A 24066-nucleotide genomic window follows, 5' to 3' on the forward strand; every position below is an offset into this window, starting at 1 on the left:
GCCCCGGATCCGGATGCGGACCACGGGGCTGAAGGGAAGCAGCTAAACCCCGGGTACCGGCGTCCGGTACCCGTAGAAAAATCGCTGCTGCGCATTGAGCACGTTTTGAGTGTGCCATCCCGGCCGGTGCCAGCGCAAAGAGGCGAGCGAAGCGACCGGGGAAATGCGTGGCTTGTCGCACCCCGGCGGTAAGTTTGAGCTGATATGACGAGCACAGCCCCCGACATCGATCAGCTTCTCGACGGCCTCAATCCGCAGCAGCGTGCAGCGGTGCTGCACGAGGGTTCGCCGCTGCTGATCGTGGCAGGTGCCGGCTCGGGCAAGACCGCGGTGCTGACCCGGCGCATCGCCTACCTGCTGGCGAATCGCGACGTCGGGGTCGGCCAGATCCTGGCCATCACGTTCACCAACAAGGCTGCCGCCGAGATGCGTGAGCGCGTCGTCCAGCTGATCGGTCCGCGCGCCAAGTCCATGTGGGTGTCGACGTTCCACTCCACCTGCGTCCGCATCCTGCGGAACCAGGCCTCGCTGCTGCCGGGGCTGAACTCCAACTTCTCCATCTACGACGCCGACGACTCGCGCCGGTTGCTGATGATGGTCGGCAAGGACCTCAACCTCGACGTCAAGCGGTACTCACCGCGCATGCTGGCCACCGCGATCTCGAACCTGAAGAACGAACTGATCGACCCGCTGCAGGCCGCCTCGGAGGCGTCCGAGGCCGACGAGGACCTGCCGCGCATCGTCGCCGAGGTGTACGGCGAATACCAGCGCCGGCTGCGGGCCGCGAACGCCATGGACTTCGACGACCTGATCGGCGAGACAGTCGCTGTGCTGCAGAGCTTCCCGCAGATCGCGCAGTACTACCGGCGCCGTTTCCGGCACATCCTGGTCGACGAATACCAGGACACCAACCACGCCCAGTACGTGCTGGTGCGCGAGCTCGTCGGGCACCACGCGCCCGAAGGCGCCGACGACGTCCCGCCTGCCGAACTGTGCGTGGTGGGTGACGCCGACCAGTCCATCTACGCGTTCCGCGGCGCGACGATTCGCAACATCGAGGATTTCGAGCGCGACTTCCCGAACGCGAAAACCATTCTGCTGGAACAGAATTACCGTTCCACGCAGAACATCCTGTCGGCCGCCAACGGGGTCATCAGCCGCAACGCCGGACGACGTGACAAGAAGCTGTGGACCGATGCCGGCGAGGGTGAGCTGATCGTCGGCTACGTCGCCGACAACGAGCACGACGAGGCGCGGTTCATCGCCGAGGAGATCGACGCGCTGACCACCAAGGGCAGCGGGATCGACACCAAGTTCAGCTACGGCGACGTCGCGGTGTTCTACCGCACCAACAACTCGTCGCGGTCGGTGGAAGACATCTTCATCCGGGCCGGTATCCCGTACAAAGTCGTTGGGGGCATGCGCTTTTACGAGCGCAAGGAGATTCGCGACATCGTCGCGTACCTGCGGGTGCTGGACAATCCGGGCGACGCGGTGAGCCTGCGACGCATTCTCAACACCCCGCGCCGCGGCATCGGTGACCGCGCCGAAGCCTGCGTCGCGGTGTACGCCGAGAACACCGGTGCCAGCTTCAGTGACGCGCTGCAAGCCGCGGCCGAGGGCCGGGTACCGATGCTGAACTCCCGATCGGAGAAGGCGATCGCCAGTTTCGTGGAGCTCATGGACAGCCTGCGCGGCGGGCTCGACGGCGAGCTGGGCGACCTGGTCGAGACGGTGCTGGACCGCACGGGCTACCGCCGCGAGCTGGAGGCGTCGAGTGACCCGCAGGATCAGGCGCGGTTGGACAACCTCAACGAATTGGTCAGCGTCGCACACGAATTCAGCACCGACCTGGCCAACGCGCAGGCGTTGCAGGAAGAGGAACTGGACGAGGACGTGCCCGACACCGGAGCGCTGGCCGCGTTCCTGGAACGCGTCTCGCTGGTGGCCGACGCCGACGAAATCCCCGAAGACGGCGACGGTGTCGTCACGATGATGACGCTGCACACCGCCAAGGGCCTCGAGTTCCCCGTGGTGTTCGTGACCGGCTGGGAAGACGGCATGTTCCCGCACATGCGCGCCCTCGGTGACCCGACCGAACTGTCCGAGGAACGCCGGCTGGCGTACGTCGGCATCACCCGGGCGCGCCAGCGGCTGTATCTCAGCCGCGCCAAGGTGCGCTCGTCGTGGGGGCAGCCCATGCTCAATCCGGAATCGCGCTTTCTGCAGGAGATTCCGCAGGAGCTGATCGACTGGCGTCGCGTCGAGCCGCCACCATCGTTGTCGGCGCCGCGGGGCTACGGGTCCGGCGGATCGGGTGGCGGTCTCGGTGGTGGGCGTCCGTCGCCCATGCGGCCGGCGCCGAACCGCAACAAGCCGCTGGTGGTGCTCTCACCAGGTGACCGCGTCACGCACGACAAGTACGGCCTGGGCCGCGTCGAAGAGGTCAGTGGTGTCGGCGAGTCGGCTATGTCGCTCATCGACTTCGGCAGCTCCGGCCGGGTCAAACTGATGCACAACCACGCTCCGGTGCAGAAGCTTTAGCGTCGGCGCGCGCGAAAGTCGGACGGTGCGATCTCGCTGATTTTTAGCCGGAATCGCTTCGGCGCGTCAGGTTTTGGTGCACCAGCGTCCGGTAACGGGCAGCATCGCGAGCACCATGCTGGCGATCGGCAGCACCGGGATGCCGTAGACGATCGGCGGCAGTTGGGCCCCGGCGACGAACAAACTGGCGAAGATCACCAGCGTCACCAACGCACCGACCACCACCACGACCCGGCCTGTACGGCGCCGCAGCAGGACCGCGATCTGCCCGCCGATGGTGGCGCCGCAGCCGACGGCGGCGAGGAAGCCGATGGCGACGCAGAACAGCGGATCGGTGCGCCACCACCCAGCGATCAGTGAGGTGGCGATGACGGCCGTCGCCCAGCCACTCAAGATGCACGCCGTGGCGGTGGCGCAGGCGGCGAACGGGCCGGGCGGCGGCTTCGGTGCCGGCGTCGGAGCGGACTCGGGAGCGGGAGCCGCTGCCGGAGCGGGGGCCGAAGCCGGGATGAAGGTGGTCGCGGGCGCATCCTCGGCCCGGATCAGGCCGGTCGCGGGCTCGATGACACTCGTCGGAGGTGCGTCGGCGATGGGAATGGCGCCGGTTGGTGTGCGGCGGATGATGCTGGTCGCCGGTGCGTCGGCGATGGGAATGGCACCCGTCGGCGCACGCCGGATCAACCCCGTTCTGGGTTCGTCGTCAGACTGGCGTCCGAAAGATTGGGTGGGGTCGGACGAATGCGTCTGGGCTGGCCCGTCGGCGTTGTTGTCGTCCGTCACGAATCAGCCGACGTAGTTACCCGGGCTCAGGCCACGCTGTGCCAGCCACGGCACGGGGTCGATGCGCTGGCTGCCGCCGAGGAGCACCTCGAAGTGGCAGTGCGGGCCGGTCGAGTTGCCGCGGTTGCCGATGGTGGCGATCTGGTCGCCGGCGAAAACGCGCTGGCCGACCGAGACGACCCAGGTGTTGACGTGGCCGTACAGCGTGACGGTTCCGTCGGAGTGGCGGACCTTGACCCAGGCGCCGTAACCGGCGGTCGGGCCCGCGGCGACGACGACGCCGTCGGACACGGCGACGATCGGCGTGCCGATCGGGCCGGCGATGTCGATGCCGCCGTGCAGTGCGCCCCAGCGGTAACCGAAGCCGGAGGTGAACACGCCCTTGGTCGGCATCACGAACAGCGGGCGGGCCAGCCGGGCTTCGCGCTCGGCGCGCTCCTGTGCGAACGCTGCGCCATTGGCGAGCTCCTGGGCGTGCACCGCGCCGGAGGAAGCGGCGGGTTCGACGTTGACGATCTGGAGGCCATCTGAGGATGCGGTCGATCCGTCCGCGCGGACGACCTGGTCGGCGGCCAGCTTCGTGCTGGTCGGCTGGTCGGCGCTGGTCATCATCGAGTACCCGGCGGCGGCGGTGGCGCCGACGGCCATCGCGGCGGCGACCAGGCGGCCCTTCACACCATTGGCGGGCTCAGGCTTGCGGTGAGTGCCACGGCTCGCGCGCAGATCGATGACGTCGGTGTCGTCGAGACCGTTGCTGGTGTCGGTGTGACTGTCGCGGTAGGCGCTCGCGGAGAGGCGCTGAGCGCCCTCGGGCTGCCGGAATTCGGCCGGAACAGTCAGGGTCAGGGGAGTCTCGTCGTCGGTGTCGTTCAGATCGTCGAGCTCGGGGGCGGCGTTGACGCGGGAATCGCGGTCGAAGGCGCTCTCGGAGAGGTCCAGATCGTGCAGGTCGCCGAACTCGTTGAACGGGATGATGTCGGTCACTTCGGCAGGGCTCACGGCGCGGGATAGCTTGATGGTGGTGCGGGCAGCGTTCTCAGTGTTGCCGGCGTTCGTCGCCTCTCCGAGGGGAGTTCCAGACGAATCGTGCTCAGCCAACCGAAAATTCCTTTGCTCCGTGACCGTACCGTTACCGAGACCGCCCATGACGGTACTGAAAATCAGAACCGATTGGCAACCTATAGGTGTCATTGGCCGGGAACTGTGATTTGCCTCACTGGTTGCTCTCAGGTGAGATGTACCACATGGGTAGTAGGCGGTGCTGGCTACTCATTAGTACGTGGCTAAAGTGCCGAGCGAGCCAGTGCGGCCCAATGCTGAAGTGAATTCAACCGTCAACGCAGACAGAACGGGATTTCTCAGAGCTCATGGATCTCTTCGAGTACCAGGCGAAAGAGCTGTTCGCCAAGCACAACGTCCCTACTACACCGGGCCGGGTCACCGAGTCCGCCGATGACGCCAAGGCGATCGCCGAGGAGATCGGCAAGCCCGTCATGATCAAGGCTCAGGTCAAGGTCGGTGGCCGTGGTAAGGCCGGTGGCGTGAAGTACGCCGCCACCCCGGAGGACGCCCTCACGCACGCGCAGAACATCCTCGGTCTGGACATCAAGGGCCATATCGTCAAGAAGCTGCTCGTCGCCGAGGCCAGCGACATCGCGGAGGAGTACTACATCTCCTTCCTGCTCGATCGCGCCAACCGCACCTACCTGGCCATGTGCTCGGTCGAGGGTGGCATGGAGATCGAAGAGGTCGCCGCCACCAAGCCGGAGCGTCTCGCCAAGGTTCCCGTCAACGCCGTCAAGGGCGTTGACCTGGCCTTCGCCCGTGAGATCGCCGAGAAGGGCCACCTGCCCGCCGAGGTGCTCGACGCCGCGGCCGTGACCATCCAGAAGCTGTGGGAGGTCTTCGTCGCCGAGGACGCCACCCTGGTCGAGGTCAACCCGCTGGTTCGCACCCCCGACGACCAGATCCTCGCCCTCGACGGCAAGGTCACCCTGGACGCCAACGCCGACTTCCGTCAGCCCGGCCACGCCGAGTTCGAGGACAAGGAAGCCACCGACCCGCTCGAGCTCAAGGCCAAGGAGCACGACCTCAACTACGTCAAGCTCGACGGCGCCGTCGGCATCATCGGTAACGGTGCCGGTCTGGTCATGTCGACGCTGGACGTCGTGGCGTACGCCGGCGAGAACCACGGCGGCGTGAAGCCCGCCAACTTCCTCGACATCGGTGGTGGCGCCTCGGCCGAGGTCATGGCCGCCGGTCTGGACGTCATCCTGAACGACAGCCAGGTCAAGAGCGTCTTCGTGAACGTCTTCGGTGGCATCACCGCGTGTGACGCGGTGGCCAACGGCATCGTCAAGGCTCTGGAAATGCTGGGCGACGAGGCCAACAAGCCGCTGGTCGTCCGTCTCGACGGCAACAACGTCGAAGAGGGCCGGCGCATCCTGGCCGAGGCCAACCACCCGCTGGTGATCCAGGCCGAGACCATGGATTCCGGTGCCGACAAAGCCGCCGAGCTGGCGAACAAGTAAGGGAGCCAACAACTTATGTCTATCTTCCTGAACAAGGATTCGAAGGTCATCGTCCAGGGCATCACCGGCGGTGAGGGCACCAAGCACACCAAGCTGATGCTGAAGGCCGGCACCCAGGTCGTCGGTGGCGTGAACGCCCGCAAGGCCGGCACCAAGGTCTCGCACGTCGACAAGGACGGCAACGACATCGAGCTGCCCGTGTTCGCCACGGTGGCCGAGGCCATGAAGGAGACCGGCGCCGACGTGTCGATCGCCTTCGTCCCGCCGGCGTTCTCGAAGGACGCCATCATCGAGGCCATCGACGCCGAGATCCCGCTGCTGGTTGTCATCACCGAGGGCATCCCGGTGCAGGACAGCGCGTACGCGTGGGCCTACAACGTCGAGAAGGGTCAGAAGACCCGCATCATCGGCCCCAACTGCCCGGGCATCATCACCCCCGGTGAGGCGCTGGTCGGCATCACGCCGAACAACATCACCGGCAAGGGCCCGATCGGTCTGGTCTCCAAGTCGGGCACCCTGACCTACCAGATGATGTACGAGCTGCGTGACTTCGGCTTCTCGACCGCCATCGGCATCGGCGGCGACCCGGTCATCGGCACCACCCACATCGACGCCATCGAGGCGTTCGAGAAGGACCCCGAGACCAAGGTCATCGTGATGATCGGCGAGATCGGTGGCGACGCCGAAGAGCGTGCCGCCGACTACATCAAGGCCAACGTCACCAAGCCGGTCGTCGGCTACGTGGCGGGCTTCACCGCGCCGGAGGGCAAGACCATGGGCCACGCCGGCGCCATCGTCTCGGGCTCGTCGGGCACCGCCGCCGCCAAGCAGGAAGCCCTCGAGGCTGCCGGCGTGAAGGTCGGCAAGACCCCGTCGGCCACCGCTGCACTGGCTCGCGAGATCCTGCAGTCGCTGTAATTTCTTTCTGCACAACAGGCCCCCACCTTCTGGTGGGGGCCTGTTGTGTTTCGCGGCGAATGTGCGGTCAGATGCGACCGCCCAAGTGCTTGGCGAGGAAGCGCTCGACGGCGTGGTTCATGTCGATCTGGTTGTCGGGGTTGAGGAAGCCGTGTCCCTCGTCGGCCTTGACCATGTACTCGACCTCGACTCCGCGGGCGCGCAATGCCTCGACGAGGTTGTCGGATTCTGCTTGCACGACGCGAGAGTCGTTGGCGCCCTGGACAACCAGCAGTGGTGTGCGGATCTGATCCACCTTGGTGATGGGGGAGCGGGCCAGCATGTCGGCTTCCTGCGCGGGGTCACTGGGGTCGCCCACGTACGTGTGCCAGTTGGTGGCAAGGAAGGGCCGGGCCACGTTGGGCAGGGTGCGCATGAAGTTCGAGAGACTGGAGATCCCGACGTAGTCGATGGCCGCCGCGAACACGTCCGGGGTGAACGTCACGCCCACCAGCGCGGCGTAGCCACCGTACGAGCCGCCGTAGATCGCGACCTTGTCCCGATCGGCGTAGCCCTGCTTGACGGCCCAGTCCACGGCGTCGATCAGGTCGTCGTGCATCTTGCCCGCGAATTCCCCGATCGCGGCCTTGGTGAAGGCCTTGCCGTAGCCCGTCGAGCCGCGAAAGTTCACCTGCAGCACCGCATATCCGCGATTGGCCAGCAGTTGGACATCGGGTTGGAAGCCCCAGCAGTCGCGCGCCCACGGACCGCCGTGGACCAGCAGGACCAACGGCAGCCCAAGGGGTTTGATCCCGACCGGCAGCGTCAGATACCCATGCAGGTCCAGCCCGTCGCGCGACGTGATGGTCACGGGTGTCATCGGGGCGAGCGCATCGGGATCCAGACGCGCGTAAGGCCGGAACAGCAGCCGGCTTTCGCCAGTCGAGTGGTCGTAGAGATAGGTGGCCCACGGATCACGGTCATGGGTGAAGCTGACCACCCACCGCTGACCGCTGTCGTCGGAAGACATGCTGGCGAGGTCGCCGTCCGAGAGTTTGACCAAATTCTCCAGCACCGCAGCGAAATTCGGATCCAGCGGGTGGATGACCTGGCGCTCGCCGTAGTAACGGACGCCGATCAGATCACCGGTCCGCTGGCTGAGGATGAACGGTGAGGGCAGGACCATCTGGTTACCCAGATCGAATGTCGGGTGGCTGTCGATCTCGGTCTCAGTACCGTCAGCGACGTCGACCACGACCAGTCGAGACCGGTCACTGTTCTCATAGGAGGGGAGCCAGATGCCCGTGCCGTCCGGCGTGACGGTGACCGGGAAGATGCCCACCGGGTAGTCGCTGCCGTCGTAGACCTTGACCGGACGTAGCGTGCTCGTTGCCGGGTCCCAATGCGAGATCTCGACGTCGCCTTCGGCGGTCAGCGTATTGGTGAACAGATCGCCGCTCGGCCCGCTCAGCCAGTTGACGACGTTGCCGGGATTCTCCGCGCGCAGCGTGAGTTCGCCTGTGGCAATGTCGAGTTCGTAGACATCGAACAGCTCGGGATTGCGCTTGTTGATCTGCACGATGGCCTTCCCCGGCAACCTCTTCGGCAGTTCGAAACTCGCTCGCGTGCCGGGAAACGGGGTCAGGTCCACCGCGGGCGTGTCCGGGTTCTCCAGGTCGATGCGGTACACATGCCAGTTCTCGTCACCTCCGGTGTCCTGCATGTAGAGCATCCATCGTGGGTTGTCGGTCCACCGGTAGATGTACACACTGCGCGTCTCGTCGGCCGTGACGCACCGTGCGGTCGCGTCGTCTTCGACGTCTTGCACCCAGACGTTCAGACGGTTCTTCCACGGTGCCAGGTATGCGATCCTGGTTCCGTCGGGCGAGATCGTCGCCGCTGTGCGCTCGGGTGCGCCGAAAAGGTCTTCGACCGGGATGAGTTCGGGTAGTGCCATGGGAATTCCTCTCTTGGACAAGCTTGTTCGACGGGCCGGCATCGCCGGCTCGTGAGAAATGCGGGATATTCAGCGCTTGACTGGGCCGCCCAGCCTGCCGTTGGTGGCTTCGCGGATCGCCCGGTCCATGAGCGTCAGCGCCTCCTCCTGGCTGACTTTCTTGCCGTCGACCACGATTGCCCTGCTCACGTCTTCGTCGACGACTCGGAAGGCGCCCGTGACGGCCGCCGCGCACAGGCGGACGGTGAGATCGTCGTCGGGTAAGCCCAATCGGTCGGCGATGACCGGGATGAGTCCCTGCTCCATGCGGTCATGGACCATCAGGTACGCAGTACGCAGCGCGGGGTCGGATGCTGTCATGGTCGCCAGCCGGATCGCGCTGAGCTCGTCCTCAATGTCCTGCGGTGACAGCGGATGCGTAATGGCATCTGCCGCAAGGTGTTCCGACAAAGACAGCTCATGCGGCCAGCGCCGGGCGCTCGCCACGAACCGGTCGGCTGACTTGGCGAGCAGGGGTTCGACGCAACTCTCCTTGCTGCGGAAATAGCGCCAGATGGTGCGGGTGGAGAGTCCGGCGGCCGCGGCGATGTCGTCACCGCTGGTTCCGGCGACGCCCCGTTCCCAGAACAAGGCACAGGCAATGCGCGACACCGCAAGCCGCGCCTGGTCCTGCTTGTCGCTCATAGCCCTCCCTTCTGTCACTTAGTGACAGTCCAACTGTGTCACTAAGTGACAGGTTCGTCAAGGAGTCGGGTCGCCGCCGCTGATCGCACCTCCGGCATGTGTGTGCTCTGGCGGCGCGCTCACGGCGTCAGTGTTGGCGGCGCTCGCGGTAGTGCAAGTAGTTCCGGAGCAGCGGATCACTGAGGTCGTACCAGGTGGCGCGGCGATCGCCGGAGTCTGCTTTTGCGGCGTGGACCCAGCCGCCGGTGGTGAGGCGGCCCAGCGCCGCGGAGGCCGACTGATTCGAAATACCCACGGCGGCAGCGAGATCGGTGACAGTCCGGGCGCCGTCGGCGCGGGCCAGTTCGACGATCAGGCGTTGTTCGCCGGCCGGAAGCTGCCAGAGGAGTTGTTGGTAGTGCGGCGTCAGCTGTTCCAATACCGCGTCGGCAGCGGGAGTGACGCTTTCCAGTGCGGTGCGGTCGACGGTCTCGGCGATGATCTGCCAGCTACGCGGTGACCAGCCGACGATCTGGGCCACCTCGTCGATCTTGGCCCGGCCCTCGGAAGTCTCGACATATGAAGCCAATTCGCGAGCGCGGGCGCGCTGCCTGAGGAGTTCGGCGACGTCAGTGTCAGCGAGGTCGGGTAGTTCCTCGATGATGAACGAGCCATACCACGGGTGGGTGCGGGACGAGACTGCCGGGAACAACGCCGGCGCAGTCGCGAAAACCAGGACGGCGGTGGATGTTTCGACCCAGGCGCGAAAGCTGCCTTGACCTGCCTCGCCGATGGCATCGAAGATGCGGTCGGCATTTTCGATCGCGACCAGCACCATGCGGCCCGCGGCCAGGTCGAGGATTTCCCGTTCCAGCTCCAGTGCGTCGCCGCGAAGCTTCTGCGCTCGTTCGTATGTGTCCGGTCCCTGCGTGCGCAGCAGTTCGACGAGCAGGTCCGGGTAGCTGCCGATGGACAGGGCGTCCTCTGGAAGTGCCAGCAGCAGTGTGGCTTTGGCGGCCTTGCGGTGTTTCAGCGCGCGATGGATCGCGACCCGAAGCGTGTGGGTCTTACCGGCGCCGCGAGGTGCGATGAGCAAGGTGTGCGGCCGGGAGCCGTCCTGCGCGGAGCTGACGATGCGATCCGTCAGTCGCTTCAGCAGAGGCCCGTGCCCGACGGTACGGGCGTCGAGTTCGTCGGGGTCGACGGTGCCGGGGGAGAAAGCGGGATGAGTCATCACCTACCGCCTCATGGCTCGCCATGCCGACTGCACCAGGCCGGAGGCGAAGCAGTCGTCGTCGCCGACGCGGCGCAGGTAGTGGTCCTGCTCGAGGCGCTCGATGAAGGACACCAGCTGGTCGCGGTCGGTGATGGGTGAGCCCTCGGTCTTAAGGAACTGCAGTGTTGCGTTGACACTCAACGGGGTTGGGGCGTGGGCGTAGATGTCGAGCAGTCCGGCGATGGCGGGGGCGTCGTCGCCGTAGTAGTTGCGCAGGCGGTCGCGGTAGTGCCGCAGGTCCCAGGGGTCGTGCGGATCGGTGATGGCGGCGGAGAGTAGCTCCGCGATGCGGTCCGGCTTGACGGACCCTTCTCGTGCCGCGCCCGCGACCAGGTGCTGGATGTAGTACGGCACGTTCTCTGCCGCCGCCGCAATGGATTCCGCGACCTGATGTCGGTCAGTGGTCGGGACGTTCACGCCGAGCAGCAGGCACTCGGCGAGGTAAGTGGCGTGGTCGTGGCGGATCGGGCCGACCGTGACCTTGCGGATGTCGTTGACCGAGCTGAGTGCGTCTTCCGAGACATGGTGGAAGCCAATGGAACCGGAGAGGACGGTGGCCAGGCGTCCGGAGTGTTCTTGCCGGAAGCGGCGCAGCAGGTGCAGGAACGCGTCTCCGCCGCCGGGTTTTTCGCGTTCGAGGTTCCTGGCCAGCACGGTGACCTCGTCGATGAACAGCACCAGCGGGCCGTCTTTGGTGCGGGCGACGGCGCGCTGCAGCAGGTCGTCGAGAGCGGCGTCGGCTCGGACCCGCTCGAACTTGAACGGCCCGGTGCCCACCGCGACCTTCCAGCGGTCGACCTCCTGGCGCAGGGCGTTGTCGACGCGGCCGAGCTCGGCGGCGAGAGCCGTGACGAACTCGGCGTAGGTCTGCCGCTCGGCGCTGACCGAGACGACGTTCAAGCCCTGCAGCCGCGCGGTGTGCGCGACGAGTCGGGCCAGGGACGTCTTGCCGTGCCGGCGATCGCCGACCAGGGCAGCACCACCGTCGGGCAGACTGGCCAGGATTTCCTGCTGTTCGCGGACGCGGCCCACCACGTTCTCGGGCGGGACGACGCCGCCGACCACGAGGGACATGGGTCTGATGGGCCAGTTCATCTGGCAATTGTACGTCGAATTAGATGTACGTCTAGATAGTTGTACGTTGGAATTGTCGTGGATTAGAAGGTCCAGCTGCCGGTCTGGCGGAGAACGAAGCCGTGATTGGTTGCGGTGTTGACGCAGGCAGTCAGGCCGCCGTCGCCGACGGCGCATGTGATCTGGTACCTGACAAGTTTCTGGCCGGCGCCGAGCGTCTTGGTCTCAGCAAAGGGCGGACATCCACCGCCGTTCTTGCGGAACGCGTATTGGGGATTCTGGACGTCAGAGGCATCGAACAAGACGCCGGGGCAACTGCCGCTGTCGTTGCCGGCGAAGGTGTCTCGATCTCGGGAGTAATCAGGGGCGGAGTTCGGCATCCCGACGATGTTGCCCACACATGATGCTGAAAGGCCGTTCAGGATGCTGCAGCGTGTTGACCCGTCGGGCGTGCTGAAGCGGACGAGATATCCCTTGCCGGGGCTGCCGTCGGCGTCGAACTGTTGCCAATCGACGGAGGTGTACTTCGAGAAGTCAGGGATTTCATGGGGCGATTCAGAAGCGGACCGGCGGGGCGACGATATGTGGCATGCGCTCGCCATCGAGACAATGAGGCCTGCCGCCGCCAGTTGGCATAGACCACCCAATCGTGGGCTTGCGCTCGTCGCGGTAGTCATGGATCAACGCCGTCGACGTGCGACTTCGACCACTGCCATCACTCAACCGTACTGCGCTCTGCGGGTACCTCCTGACGCAAATGTGCAGCTACCCGTAATGCGTGTTCGCATCCCAATCGGTTAGCCTATCGAATTAACAGTTGCCTGGAGGTTTGTAATGGGTGTCGATCCGCGTACGCCGGTGATCGTGGGTGTCGGTCAGTTCACCGAACGCCTTGAGGACCCCGACTACCGCGGGATGTCGTCCGTCGACCTCGCGGCGGCAGCGGCGCAGGCGGCGCTACAGGACACCGGAGCCGACGTCACGGCAGTTGCCGCCGCGATCGACACCGTCGCGGGCACGCGGCAGTTCGAGATCTCCGGCCACGTGCCGGCCCCGCTCGGCAAGTCGAACAACTACCCCCGCTCCGTGGCGCAACGTATCGGCGCTGACCCGGCCCGCGCCGTGCTCGAAGTCATCGGCGGGCAGAGCCCTCAGCACCTGATCACCGAATTCGCCGGCGAGATCGTGGCCGGCCGCGCCGACGTCGTGATGGTCATGGGGTCGGAAAACACGTCCAGCATCCGGTACTTCAAGGGTCGGGATGACAAACCCGATCACTCGGAGACCGTCGACGGCCAGCTCGAGGACCGCGGCTACGGCTATGACGGCATCTTCGACGAGTACACCGTTCGGCACGGGCTGATCGGTGCGCCGGTGCAGTACGGCCTGCTGGACAACGCCCGGCGGGCGCGGCTCGGCCTGTCCGTGCAGGACTACCGGCAGGCCATGGGGGAGCTGTTCGCCCCGATGTCGAAAGTCGCTGCCAAGAACCCATATTCGTCGGCGCCGGTGGAGCGCACCGTCGACGAGCTGGTGACCGTCACCGACAAGAACCGCATGATCTGTGACCCGTATCCGCGGCTGATGGTGGCCCGCGATCAGGTGAACATGGGTGCGGCCGCATTGCTGATGTCCGTGGAGTCGGCGCGCAAACTCGGTGTGCCGGAATCCAAGTGGGTATATCTGCGCGGTCATGCGGACATGAAGGAGCAGAAGCTGCTTGACCGTCCCGATGTCGGTGCCAGCCCGGCATCGGTGCTGGCCGTGCGGGAAGCGTTGCGGGTGGCTGGAATTGGGATTGAAGACGTCTCGGCATTCGACCTGTACAGCTGCTTCCCGTTCCCGGTGTTCAACATCTGTGATGGCGTCGGCCTGGCGGCCGACGATCCGCGGGGTCTGACACTGACCGGCGGCCTGCCGTACTTCGGCGGCCCCGGAAACAACTATTCATTGCACGGCATCGCTGAAGCCGTCACCCGAATGCGGGAAACCCCAGGCAAATTCGCATTGATCGGAGCTAATGGCGGCATCGCCAGCAAGTTCTCGGTCGGCATCTATTCGACCGAGCCGGCGGACTGGGTGGCCGACAACAGCGCCGAATTGTGTGCAGAGGTCGCGACGTGGCCGACGGTCGTCGTCACTGAGCATGCAAACGGGCCCGCAACCATCGAGACCTACACGGTCCGGTACGACTGGACTCCCAATGTCGGCATCATCATCGGGCGCCTCGACGCGGACGGCAGCCGGCTCTTGGCGACGACGACAGACGCCGACCTGATGGCGCTGCTGTGTGATGGTGAGCCGCTCGGTGCGAAGATCGCCGTCACCTCGACTGACGAGGGTAATCGGGCTGTGCTGGCCTGATCTTTTTTCCGAGATCGACGAAATGGTCGTTCTTGCAAGAGATTAGCGACCAATTAGTCAATCTCGACGCGTCAGAACGACAAGGGCGCAGAAGCATCCTTTTAGAAAAACGTCAGCTTGCCCATGCCCACCAGGAAGCCGCCATGGTCGGCGAGGCAGGCGGCGGTACCGTTGTCGATAATGCCGCATTGTGCCTTGCCGCTGTCGAATCGCAGGACGTGATGCAAAGGCAAGGTTGGTGCATTCGGTTGTGCAGGCTCGTCGGGATAGGTCCGCGAAGTGGACTGGCCTCCAACGGCATAACCAGTATCGAAACCCATGTTCCACTCGCCCTCCCGGCCAGGAATCGGACCCGCACAGCCGATCGATGAACTGGACGATTTGGTGACGCGGATACGGCACCGCTGCCCACTCGGCGTCGTAAATCGGTACTTCGTGTCAGAATCCGGGCCCTCTGAGTAATAACTGTGCGGATCTGCAGGGGTGTAGCTGCTGAAGTCGGGAAAACCGACACTCGGAGGCGTGCCGGGTGCCGTCCCGCTTGGTCGTTTGGGTGTATTTGGAGTGCAGCCGATAGCGACTACGAGAATTGCTGTGGCAATCAGCATTCTTTGACAACGATGGCTGGTGACTGATCGCACTTCCACAGACCCCTAGAAAAGGACAACATTGTCGGGGTTCACAACGAACCCGTGATCGCCGACGTGACAGGCCGGGGTGCCGGCATCAAGGATCCCGCAAGCGATGTCGCCCTGGTTGATCTGTAGTGCTTCGCGGCGAGCCAATGTCGGTGATGGTGGCTCCGGAGGCGTGAAAATTCCAGGTCCGCTCTTATTCAGGTCAATGTATATCTTTGCACCACTGCCACGTTCGACACGAAGCGACCATTGGTGCTCGCGGCCTGGAATTGGCCCGACACAACTGATGCCGTCAGGTTGTGACTCACGGCCCGCGGCGAGGCCGCAACGTAGACCCAGGGGCGTCAAGAAGCCGAATCCTGAGCCAGTGTCGCTTCTTTTCGAATACCTACTGGAATCAGCTGCGGTGAAGGTGCTCAGGTCGGGGAATTCGACGTCGCGGGGTACCGCTGGAGTGTGCGGACTGTCCTTGAACAGTGAGCACCCCATCAGCGGAACTGATAGCGCTACTAGCACTGTGGCCGCTCGCGGTACGCGCATGTCAGTACGCCCCCAAATTCTTGGTGTCTGAGTTCTCGATTTGGTACAGCGCGGTGCCATAGCGATTCCATAGGGAAATGGTGGAATCGATGGAGTCACCGCCCGAGAAGGGTGATTGGAATGCGCCGTACGCTCCGTCTTGGTGAACGACCTTCGTTGTCGGCGTCCAGGGTGTACTTCCGTCCGCTGCCGAAGTGGAACTGGTATAGATGCCGCCGGATTCATCATTGAACGTGAGCAAGACCTTGTTCTCGTATATGTGCACGTTCGGTTCCCCGATGCCGCTCACTCCGGGTGGGGTCTTGATAATGGGCGGGCTGGTATTTGGATCTTGGCTAGCGCTGTAAGTGGTTCCGTTCCAATATTCGTATGCCTTTGGCTCACCGACGAGGTGTGCCGGCACTCGGGCGACGTGGAGACCATCATTGGTGCGGCCATCCTGAGTGCCGTACATGTAAACGTACTGGCCGTCTTGAGATGGGGAGAAGCTCTGCACCTGAAATGGATTGCTGGACTTGGGATTATTGTCCCAAGAGGCGTCCGTTTTCGTCCAGGTCTTTCCGCCGTCTGTCGACTTCCATAGATCGGAACTCCGGGTCACCCAGCCACTTTCGTTATGCTTGCGTTGCCCGGGGGGCTCAGGATTCCAATGGTCGACATTCATGACGGAGGCGTACATCGTGTCGCCGACGTTGAAGGTTGACGTTGGAATCGTCGAGATATCGTTCGCGCCGTCAGGCTTCTTGAACGGGCCTTTCACCACCTCGTCCACGACCCATTTCCCGTGCTCATCCATCTTCCAATAGATGATGCTGTTGCGGTCACTGTCACCCTCGGAACGCTCACCCGGTCCGCCGCCGCTTGGCGCCCCGCCCTCGTCCGGTTTCTTCATCCCTTTGCCGGTATCGCCTTGGATCGTGAACAGTCGCCCATCTGGTGTGATGCCCATGATCGACAGGTCGGTATTCGGAACACCTACGCCCCCGTCGCCGGTGTTCGGGTCACCGAATCCGGCCATCGTCTGCTCGAACCCGATCTGGCCGTTGTTGAAACTGTCTGGATCGATGCCAGGAGTGAAGCCCGGCACCGGCTTAGGGTTATTGCCCGGAGTGTTGCCGTCCGCAATGGTTTTCAGGCTGTTGGCCAGGTTCTGATCCTGATCCATGAACGCCTTGATCATGTTCTGGGTGCATTTGGTGAAGACAGCTGCGATGTTCTCCCAGGCCCCGCCGGTCCGCGGCGGACGAGTGGTGACCACGCCATCATCGGCGACGTTGAACATCTGCGACACCGTGCTGACCCAGTTGAGTAGAACGTCGCGCAGCGTCGCGAGAATCTGGCCGCCCGCGATCATGGCCGTCGCCATGGCATCCGTGATCTCGTGAAAGCGGTGCTGGTGTTCGATGTTCCGGTAGGCCTGCCCGCGGGCGGCGTTGGCCGCCTTGCCTTTCCAATCCTGCTCAAGTTCCTGGACGGCATGCACCTGCTTGCCGATCAACTCGTCGAGTGCTTCGGCCTTGCGCTTGAGGTCGCGACCGCCATCGACGAGAGTCAGTGGATTGGTGCCGCGAATCTTCAGGATCGACAACGGCCCCACCCGTCAAAGAGCCACCCCATGACAGTCAGTCTATGGCGGTCAACGCGCACGCCCTGACGGAAATCCGGCACAAGAAACTGCGGCGGTCAAGGAACCTTGACCGCCGCAGATCGAGTGCGACTAGGAGCCCCGACGCCAAAGCGCCGGCGAAACCTCAGATCCCGAAGTCGCTCAACTTCTTCGCCAGCTTCTCGACATAGGCCGACACGGTCGCGTCGTCGCTGTCCGGCAACCCGAACAGCACCTCGGTCACACCGAGCTTCTTCCAGCGCGCCAGCTTGTCGGCGTCGGGCTTGAAGTCCAGCGCGACGATGGTCGGCGCACCCGAACGTCCGGCCGCGGCCCAGGTGTCCTGGAGCAGCTTGACTGGTTCGTCGATGTCGAAGTCGCGCGGCGTCGTGATCCAGCCGTCGGCCGACTTGGCGATCCACTTGAAGTTCTTCTCGGTGCCGGCCGCTCCGACCAGGATCGGCACGTGCGGCTGCACGGGCTTCGGCCAGGCCCACGACGGACCGAACTTCACGAATTCACCGTCGTACTCGGCTTCTTCCTGGGTCCACAGCGCGCGCATCGCCTCGAGGTACTCGCGGAGCATGGTGCGCCGCCGGGCCGGCGGGACGTTGTGGTCCTGGAGTTCGTCTGTGTTCCAACCGAATCCGACGCCCACCGATACCCGGCCGCCAGACAGGTGATCCAGCGTCGCAATCGACTTCGCGAGGGTGATGGGGTCGTGCTCAACGGGCAGCGCCACCGCAGTCGACAGCCGCACCCGCGACGTCACCGACGCGGCCGAGCCGAGCGCGACCCACGGATCCAGCGTCCGCATGTAGCGGTCGTCGGGCAGCGTCTCGTCACCGGTGGTGGGGTGGGCCGCCTGACGCTTGATCGGGATGTGCGTGTGTTCGGGCACGTAGAAGGTGGTGAAGCCGTGATCGTCGGCCAGTTTGGCGGCGGCGGCGGGCTTGATGCCGCGGTCGCTGGTGAAAAGTACGAGCCCGTAGTCCATACGGTGAATTAGAACGTGTTTCAGTATGGGGCGCAAGGGTGGGTGGCAAGAATGCCAAAGTAGGCCCATTACCTGGGAATTTTCGACGCGATGCAGCCGCTAGACGCCTGTGAACCGATCCGGAGATAACTTCATCGCGAACGTTACCCACGACGGTGACGTACCTCGCTTGTTCACATGGGCCCATGACGACCGAACGCATCGCCGACCACGTCAAGTTCGCCTACTGGGTGCCCAACGTCAGCGGCGGCCTGGTGACCAGTGACATCGAGCAGCGGACCGACTGGAACTACGAATACAACAAGAAGCTCGCGCAGACCGCGGAGAACAACGGCTTCGAGTACGCCCTGAGTCAGGTCCGGTATGAGGCCAGCTACGGCGCCGAATATCAGCACGAATCAACGAGTTTCAGCCTCGCGCTGCTCCTGGCGACCGAACGCCTGAAGGTGATTGCAGCCGTTCACCCGGGCCTCTGGCAGCCGGCGGTGCTCGCGAAACTGGGAGCGACGGCCGACCACCTCTCGAACGGCCGCTTCGCGGTCAACGTCGTCTCCGGTTGGTTCAAGGACGAGTTCACGCATCTGGGCGAGCCGTGGCTGGAACACGACGAGCGCTACCGCCGCAGCGCCGAGTTCCTCCAGGTCCTGCGCAAGATCTGGACCGAGGACGACGTTGACTTCCGCGGCGATTTCTACCGGATCCACGACTTCACGCTGAAGCCCAAGCCGCTCAACACGGCCGAGCGCCCCAACCCGGAACTGTTCCAGGGCGGCAACTCGAGCGCGGCGCGCCGCAACGGCGGCTATTACGCCGACTGGTACTTCTCCAATGGCAAGGACTTCGACGGCGTGACCGAGCAAATCGTCGACGTCCGCGACCACGCCCGCCAGGTTGCCCGGGAGGTCCGGTTCGGGCTGAACGGCTTCATCATCGCGCGCGACACCGAGAAAGAGGCGAAAGAAGTCCTCAAGGAGATCGTCGCGAAGGCCAACCGGCCGGCAGTCGAAGGGTTCCGCCAGGCCGTGCAGCAGGCCGGCAACTCCACCGGCGACAAGAAGGGCATGTGGGCGGATTCCAGCTTCGAAGACCTGGTGCAGTACAACGACGGTTTTCGTACCAAGTTGATCGGAACCCCGGAACAGATCGCCGAACGGATTGCTGCCTACCGCAAACGGGGCGTCGATCTGATCCTCGGTGGCTTCCTGCATTTCCAGGAGGAAATCGAGTACTTCGGAGCCAAGGTGCTGCCGTTGGTGCGGGAAATCGAGGAGGCGGAACAGGACGCCGCGGAGGCGCCGATTCGCGTCCCGGCCTGACGCGTCGGCAAGTTTGCTCAGGGCTGTCGCGGCAGCTCAGGCCGGTGCTCGGCGTCTTCAACTGGTGCGAGGCACCCTCAGTGAAGTGCGCTAGCGTGGTTGGTCGAGTCGACAGGTACAGGAGAGGTCATGACGTACCAGCCCGGTAACCCCGGCTACCCGCCCGCCCAACAGCCCGGCCAGTACGGCAACCAGTACGGCGGGCCGACCCAGCAGTTCAACCGTCTGCCCGAGCAGATCCCGGCTGCGCCTGCGGCGCCGGCCGGCCCGAGCAAACTGCCGGAGTACCTGACCATTGCGGTCGCGGCGCTCGGCCTGCTCATCTTCGGCTTCAACTTCGCGCCCCAGTTGGGTGCGGGAGGCCTGGATGCGGGCACCGGCAGCATCCTGACCCAGGCGCCGATCGTCGTCGCCGTGTTGGCTGCGCTGCTCGCCGGCGTCAGCCTGCTGCCCAAGCAGAAGAGCTTCAAGTCGTGGGTCGCCATCCTCGCGGTGCTGGCTCTGCTGCTGGTGATCAACGAGATCGTGCAGGCGCCCAAGGGCATCGAGGTCGAGTGGGGCCTCTATGTCGTGCTCGCGCTGTCGGTGCTGCAGGCCGGTAGCGCTGTCGGGGCACTGCTGCTGGACGCCGGCGTCATCCAGCCGCCCGCACCGCGTCCGCAGGCCGATCCGTACAACTACGGCGGACCGGCGCAGGGCTACAACCCGCAGGCGCAGTACTACGGCCAGCAGCCGCAGCAGCAGTACGGCCAGCAGACCGGCCAGCACTTCGGTCAGCAGGGTGGCTACCAGCCGCAGTCCCAGAACGGTCCCATCGGCGGCTACACCGGTGCGCAGAGCGCGTCGCAGCACGGCGCCGACTCGGGTCCGCCGACCCCGCCGACCGGGTTCCCGGCGTTCGGTCAGCCGCAGCAGTCGGCCGGCCAGTCGTCGGCCCCGCAGCAGTCGTCGGGCCAGGGTCCGTCGGCGTCCGAGGCCGTGGCCGGATCGTCGTCGTTCACCCCGGCACCCAGCGTTCCGGGCGCGACGGGATCCGGCTCGGAGCCGACGACGACCTTCCAGCAACCCCCGGCTCCGCAGTAATCGGGTCCGGCTTCGTCATAATCGCTAGGGCGCTCGCGGCACGCGAGTGACGACCTCGCGAGGAGTGACCCAGCTAGTGGATAACCGACCAGTCGGTACGCGCCAAGCGCGTGACCTGCTTCGGGTTGCGTTCGGCCCGTCGGGCATCGCCCTGGCGATCATCGCCGCGCTGGTGCTGATCCAGTTGGTCATCGCCAACAGCGATCTGACCGGTGCGTTCGGCGCGATGGCCAGCATGTGGCTGGGCGTGCACGGCGTGCCGGTCTCGATCGGCGGCGCCGAGCTCGGCGTGATGCCGCTGGCCCCGTTGCTGGCGATGGTCTGGGGCACGGCCCGCACCACGGCCGCGGCGACGCGGCCGGGTGCGTCGTGGTTCGTGGTCCGGTGGATCGTCGCGTCGGCGCTCGGTGGGCCGCTGCTGATCGCGGCGATCGCGCTCGCGGTGATCCACGATGCGTCGTCGGTGCTCACCGAGCTGCAGACCCCGAGTGCCCTCCAGGCCTTCGGCTGCGTCTTGGCGGTGCACGCGGTCGGCGCGGCCATCGGTGTCGGCTCACGCCTGCAGGGGCGGCTGCTGACCGATGCGCACCTGCCGTATTGGCTGCCTGAGGCGTTGCGCGGGGCCGTCGCCGGCGTGTTGGCGCTGCTCGGCCTGTCGGGGTTGGTTGCGGTCGGCTCGATGGTCGTGCACTGGTCGACGATGCACGACCTGTTCGGCATCACCGATTCGGTGTTCGGCCAGCTCAGCCTCACCGTGCTGTCGGCGCTGTACATCCCGAACGTGATGGTCGGCGCCGCCGCGGTGGCCGTCGGCTCGAGTGTGCACGTCGGGTTGGCCACGTTCAGTTCTTTCACGGTGCTCGGCGGCGATGTGCCTGCCGTGCCGGTGCTGGCAGCCGTGCCGTCGCCCCCGCTGGGGCCGGTGTGGGTGGCGCTGCTGATCATCGCGGCGGCATCGGCGGTGGCGGTGGGCCAGCAGTGTTCCCGGCGCCCGGCCCCGTGGCCGATTGCTTTCGCCAAGTTGGCGGTCGCATCGCTCCTGGCTGCGGTGATGATGGTCCTGCTCGCGATCGCCGGCAGCGGTCGCCTGGGCAATTTCGGTGAGCTCGGGGTCGATCAGACGACGTTCGGGCCTGCGGTTTTCCTGTGGTTCGTCTCGATCGGCGGTCTCACGGTCGCCATGGCCGGCGGCCTCACCCGGCGTCCGGTCCGGCCGGCACCCGTCGCGCCGGCTGCGCCCGTCGACGAGGAACCGTATGGCGATGACGTGGCCGACGTCGTCGAGGATGACGAACCCATCACAGAGAAGCTGATCGGTGACGTGTCGGCTGCCGCCGCGGATGTGGACGACGATTCGCATTTCGCGGGTGGCCCGGCATTCGAGCAGGCCACCGAGTCGGAACGCGAACCCGACCCGGAGCCCGCGGCCAAACCCGCCGAACCGCGCCGGCCGGCACGTCCGGAACCGGACATGACCCCGGCGCCGGCGGAGGCCTATCAATCCGGCACCACCGATCGCATCGGTGAGCACGTCGCCTTCGACCCCGACGAGGACCCTGAGGCGCATTTCGTCGTCGACGACGACGGCCACTAGGCTGCTCCCGTGCAGCAACCGGTTCACGTGCCCCCGACTGCGCCGGCGCGGCTCGTCGTTCTGGCGTCCGGGACCGGCTCGCTGCTGGAATCGGTGCTGGCTGCAGCAGTCGGCGACTACCCGGCCCGCGTCGTGGCCGTCGGTACGGATCGTGACTGCCCGGCGCTGCAGATCGGGGCGGCCGCCGGTGCGGCGACGTTCACCACTCGGCTGCGGGACCACCTCGACCGCGCCGCCTGGGACGCCGCACTGACCGAAGCCGTCGCAGTCCATCAGCCGGATCTGGTGGTGTCGGCGGGGTTCATGAAGATCCTCGGCCCGACGTTTCTCGCGCGCTTCCAGGGGCGGGTGCTGAACACCCACCCCGCATTGCTGCCGTCGTTTCCAGGGGCACATGCGGTGGCCGAAGCCCTGGCGTACGGCGTACGGGTCACCGGCAGCACGGTGCACCTGGTGGATGCCGGCACCGATACCGGGCCCATCCTGGCGCAGGAGCCGGTGGCGGTACTCGACAGCGATGACGAATCGTCGCTGCATGAACGGATCAAGGTCGTCGAACGACGACTGTTGGTAGATGTGATCGCCGCGGTGGCCCTCCGCGGCGTGACGTGGAGTGGACGAAAGGCGGCCCTAGGATGACGCGACGACCGATTCGGCGCGCGCTGATCAGCGTGTACGACAAGACCGGCCTGGCTGAGCTGGCCCGCGGGCTGCACGAGGCCGGCGTGACCCTGGTCTCGACCGGTTCGACGGCGAAAACCATTGCTGCCGAGGGTATCCCGGTGACTCCCGTCGAAGAGGTCACCGGCTTCCCGGAGGTGCTCGACGGCCGCGTCAAGACGCTGCACCCGCGCGTGCACGCCGGCCTGCTGGCCGACACCCGCAAGGCCGAGCACCTCGCCGCGCTCGATGAGCTCGGGGTCGAGGCGTTCGAACTCGTTGTGGTGAACCTGTATCCGTTCACCCAGACCGTGGCGTCGGGCGCTTCCGAGGACGAGTGCGTCGAGCAGATCGACATCGGCGGCCCGTCGATGGTCCGCGCTGCGGCGAAGAACCACCCGAGCGTCGCCGTCGTCGTCGACCCGCTGGGGTACGACGGTGTGCTGGCGGCCGTTCGGGACGGTGGCTTCACGCTCGAAGAGCGGAAGAAGCTGGCGTCGTTGGCTTTCCGCCACACCGCCGAGTACGACGTGGCCGTCGCGTCCTGGATGGGTTCGGTGCTGGTGCCCGGCGACGACGAGGCATCCGCTGCCGGTATGCCCGCGTGGCTCGGTTCGACCTGGCGCCGCACCGACGTGCTGCGCTACGGCGAGAACCCGCACCAGAAGGCCGCGCTCTACAGCGACGACGCCGGCTGGCCGGGACTGGCCCAGGCTGAGCAGCTGCACGGAAAAGAGATGTCCTACAACAACTACACCGACGCCGATGCGGCATGGCGGGCGGCGTTCGACCACGAGGACATCTGCGTGGCGATCATCAAGCACGCCAACCCATGTGGCATTGCCGTGTCGTCGATCTCGGTTGCCGATGCGCACCGTAAGGCGCACGAGTGCGACCCGCTGAGCGCGTTCGGTGGCGTCATCGCGGCCAACACCGCGGTGACCGAGGAGATGGCCGAGACTGTCGCCGACATCTTCACCGAGGTGATCGTCGCTCCTGCCTTCGAACCGGGCGCCGTTGAAATCCTGAGCCGCAAGAAGAACATTCGTATCCTGGTGGCCAGCGAACCTGAGGGCGCCGCAGTCGAATACCGTCAGGTCAGCGGTGGCCTGCTGGTGCAGCAGCGCGACGCGCTCGACGCCGCGGGCGACGACCCGCTGAACTGGACACTGGCGACCGGCAGCCCGGCCGATCCGGAGACGTTGGCCGACTTGGTGTTTGCGTGGCGCGCGTGCCGCGCGGTGAAGTCGAACGCCATCGTGGTCGCCGCCAACGGCGCCACCGTCGGTGTCGGCATGGGCCAGGTGAACCGCGTCGACGCGGCCCGGCTGGCGGTCGAGCGGGGTGGTGACCGAGTCAAGGGCGCCGTCGCTGCCTCCGATGCCTTCTTCCCGTTCCCGGACGGTCTGGAGACCTTGACCAACGCCGGCGTGAAAGCCATTGTGCACCCGGGTGGTTCGGTCCGCGACGACGAAGTGACCGCGGCCGCCGCCGCTGCGGGCATCACGCTGTACCTGACCGGGGCGCGGCACTTCGCCCACTAGGT

The 24066-nt window shown here is 65.5% G+C and carries 19 protein-coding genes; 9 read left to right on the top strand and 10 right to left on the bottom strand.

Features of this window, described 5'->3' with window-relative positions; all coding sequences use genetic code 11:
- Positions 1-204: 204 nt before the first annotated feature.
- On the top strand, positions 205-2544 hold the full coding sequence (pcrA, locus tag H289_RS0101670) for a DNA helicase PcrA (protein WP_020099017.1): 2340 nt from the start codon (positions 205-207) through the stop codon (positions 2542-2544).
- A gap of 66 nt (positions 2545-2610) precedes the next feature.
- Here the strand turns inward: pcrA and H289_RS0101675 are convergent, their stop codons facing one another.
- Both H289_RS0101675 and H289_RS0101680 read right to left on the bottom strand, forming a co-directional pair.
- Complete coding sequence (locus H289_RS0101675; protein WP_020099018.1) at positions 2611-3324, bottom strand: hypothetical protein; 714 nt, start codon at positions 3322-3324, stop codon at positions 2611-2613.
- 3 nt (positions 3325-3327) lie between these two features.
- Positions 3328-4422, bottom strand: coding sequence for a M23 family metallopeptidase (locus tag H289_RS0101680; RefSeq protein WP_029104674.1), 1095 nt, complete (start codon positions 4420-4422; stop codon positions 3328-3330).
- A gap of 269 nt (positions 4423-4691) precedes the next feature.
- Here H289_RS0101680 and sucC point away from each other — a divergent pair, with 269 nt between their 5' ends.
- Both sucC and sucD read left to right on the top strand, forming a co-directional pair.
- Positions 4692-5855, top strand: a complete 1164-nt coding sequence (sucC, locus tag H289_RS0101685) for an ADP-forming succinate--CoA ligase subunit beta (protein ID WP_020099020.1) — start codon at positions 4692-4694, stop codon at positions 5853-5855.
- Positions 5856-5870: 15 nt separating this feature from the next.
- Positions 5871-6773: a succinate--CoA ligase subunit alpha gene (sucD, locus tag H289_RS0101690; RefSeq protein ID WP_020099021.1), complete on the top strand. Its 903-nt coding sequence runs from the start codon at positions 5871-5873 to the stop codon at positions 6771-6773.
- 67 nt (positions 6774-6840) lie between these two features.
- On the opposite strand, the gene H289_RS0101695 is transcribed toward sucD, so the two are convergent.
- From H289_RS0101695 to H289_RS32730, 5 genes are all read right to left on the bottom strand, one after another.
- A complete protein-coding gene (locus H289_RS0101695) occupies positions 6841-8709 on the bottom strand; it encodes a S9 family peptidase (RefSeq protein WP_020099022.1) in 1869 nt (622 codons plus the stop codon).
- Positions 8710-8778: 69 nt separating this feature from the next.
- Positions 8779-9393 carry a TetR/AcrR family transcriptional regulator gene (locus H289_RS0101700; RefSeq protein ID WP_020099023.1) on the bottom strand — a complete coding sequence of 205 codons (615 nt, stop codon included), beginning with the start codon at positions 9391-9393 and terminating at the stop codon, positions 8779-8781.
- 127 nt (positions 9394-9520) lie between these two features.
- The gene (locus H289_RS0101705; RefSeq protein ID WP_036420003.1) at positions 9521-10606 is read right to left on the bottom strand and encodes a MarR family transcriptional regulator; all 1086 of its coding nucleotides are present in this window, start codon (positions 10604-10606) and stop codon (positions 9521-9523) included.
- A 3-nt stretch (positions 10607-10609) separates the two neighbouring features.
- Positions 10610-11722: an ATP-binding protein gene (locus H289_RS0101710; protein WP_020099025.1), complete on the bottom strand. Its 1113-nt coding sequence runs from the start codon at positions 11720-11722 to the stop codon at positions 10610-10612.
- An 83-nt stretch (positions 11723-11805) separates the two neighbouring features.
- On the bottom strand, positions 11806-12399 hold the full coding sequence (locus H289_RS32730; protein WP_155943986.1) for a hypothetical protein: 594 nt from the start codon (positions 12397-12399) through the stop codon (positions 11806-11808).
- 157 nt (positions 12400-12556) lie between these two features.
- On the opposite strand from H289_RS32730, the gene H289_RS0101720 reads away from it, so the two are divergent.
- Positions 12557-14086, top strand: coding sequence for an acetyl-CoA acetyltransferase (locus H289_RS0101720; RefSeq protein ID WP_020099027.1), 1530 nt, complete (start codon positions 12557-12559; stop codon positions 14084-14086).
- A gap of 101 nt (positions 14087-14187) precedes the next feature.
- Here H289_RS0101720 and H289_RS32735 read toward each other — a convergent pair whose 3' ends face one another.
- The 3 genes from H289_RS32735 to H289_RS0101735 all read right to left on the bottom strand — a co-directional run bounded on the left by H289_RS32735 (position 14188) and on the right by H289_RS0101735 (position 17867).
- Positions 14188-14406, bottom strand: a complete 219-nt coding sequence (locus tag H289_RS32735) for a hypothetical protein (protein WP_155943987.1) — start codon at positions 14404-14406, stop codon at positions 14188-14190.
- Positions 14407-15265: 859 nt separating this feature from the next.
- Positions 15266-16852, bottom strand: a complete 1587-nt coding sequence (locus tag H289_RS0101730; protein WP_155943988.1) for a DUF4185 domain-containing protein — start codon at positions 16850-16852, stop codon at positions 15266-15268.
- Positions 16853-17015: 163 nt separating this feature from the next.
- Positions 17016-17867, bottom strand: coding sequence for an LLM class F420-dependent oxidoreductase (locus H289_RS0101735; protein ID WP_020099029.1), 852 nt, complete (start codon positions 17865-17867; stop codon positions 17016-17018).
- A gap of 185 nt (positions 17868-18052) precedes the next feature.
- On the opposite strand from H289_RS0101735, the gene sfnG reads away from it, so the two are divergent.
- From sfnG to purH, 5 genes are all read left to right on the top strand, one after another.
- On the top strand, positions 18053-19183 hold the full coding sequence (gene sfnG / locus H289_RS0101740; protein ID WP_020099030.1) for a dimethylsulfone monooxygenase SfnG: 1131 nt from the start codon (positions 18053-18055) through the stop codon (positions 19181-19183).
- Between the two features lie 129 nt (positions 19184-19312).
- Positions 19313-20266 carry a DUF5336 domain-containing protein gene (locus H289_RS29465; protein WP_020099031.1) on the top strand — a complete coding sequence of 318 codons (954 nt, stop codon included), beginning with the start codon at positions 19313-19315 and terminating at the stop codon, positions 20264-20266.
- Positions 20267-20342: 76 nt separating this feature from the next.
- Positions 20343-21860, top strand: coding sequence for a cell division protein PerM (locus H289_RS0101750; protein ID WP_020099032.1), 1518 nt, complete (start codon positions 20343-20345; stop codon positions 21858-21860).
- Positions 21861-21869: 9 nt separating this feature from the next.
- Positions 21870-22499 carry a phosphoribosylglycinamide formyltransferase gene (purN, locus tag H289_RS0101755; RefSeq protein ID WP_020099033.1) on the top strand — a complete coding sequence of 210 codons (630 nt, stop codon included), beginning with the start codon at positions 21870-21872 and terminating at the stop codon, positions 22497-22499.
- Positions 22496-24064, top strand: a complete 1569-nt coding sequence (purH, locus tag H289_RS0101760; protein ID WP_020099034.1) for a bifunctional phosphoribosylaminoimidazolecarboxamide formyltransferase/IMP cyclohydrolase — start codon at positions 22496-22498, stop codon at positions 24062-24064. Before purN ends, purH begins: the two co-directional genes overlap by 4 nt.
- Positions 24065-24066 lie beyond the last annotated feature (2 nt).

It is taken from the genome of Mycobacterium sp. 360MFTsu5.1, from assembly GCF_000383495.1.
In the GTDB taxonomy this organism is placed as follows: Bacteria; Actinomycetota; Actinomycetes; order Mycobacteriales; family Mycobacteriaceae; genus Mycobacterium; species Mycobacterium mucogenicum_B.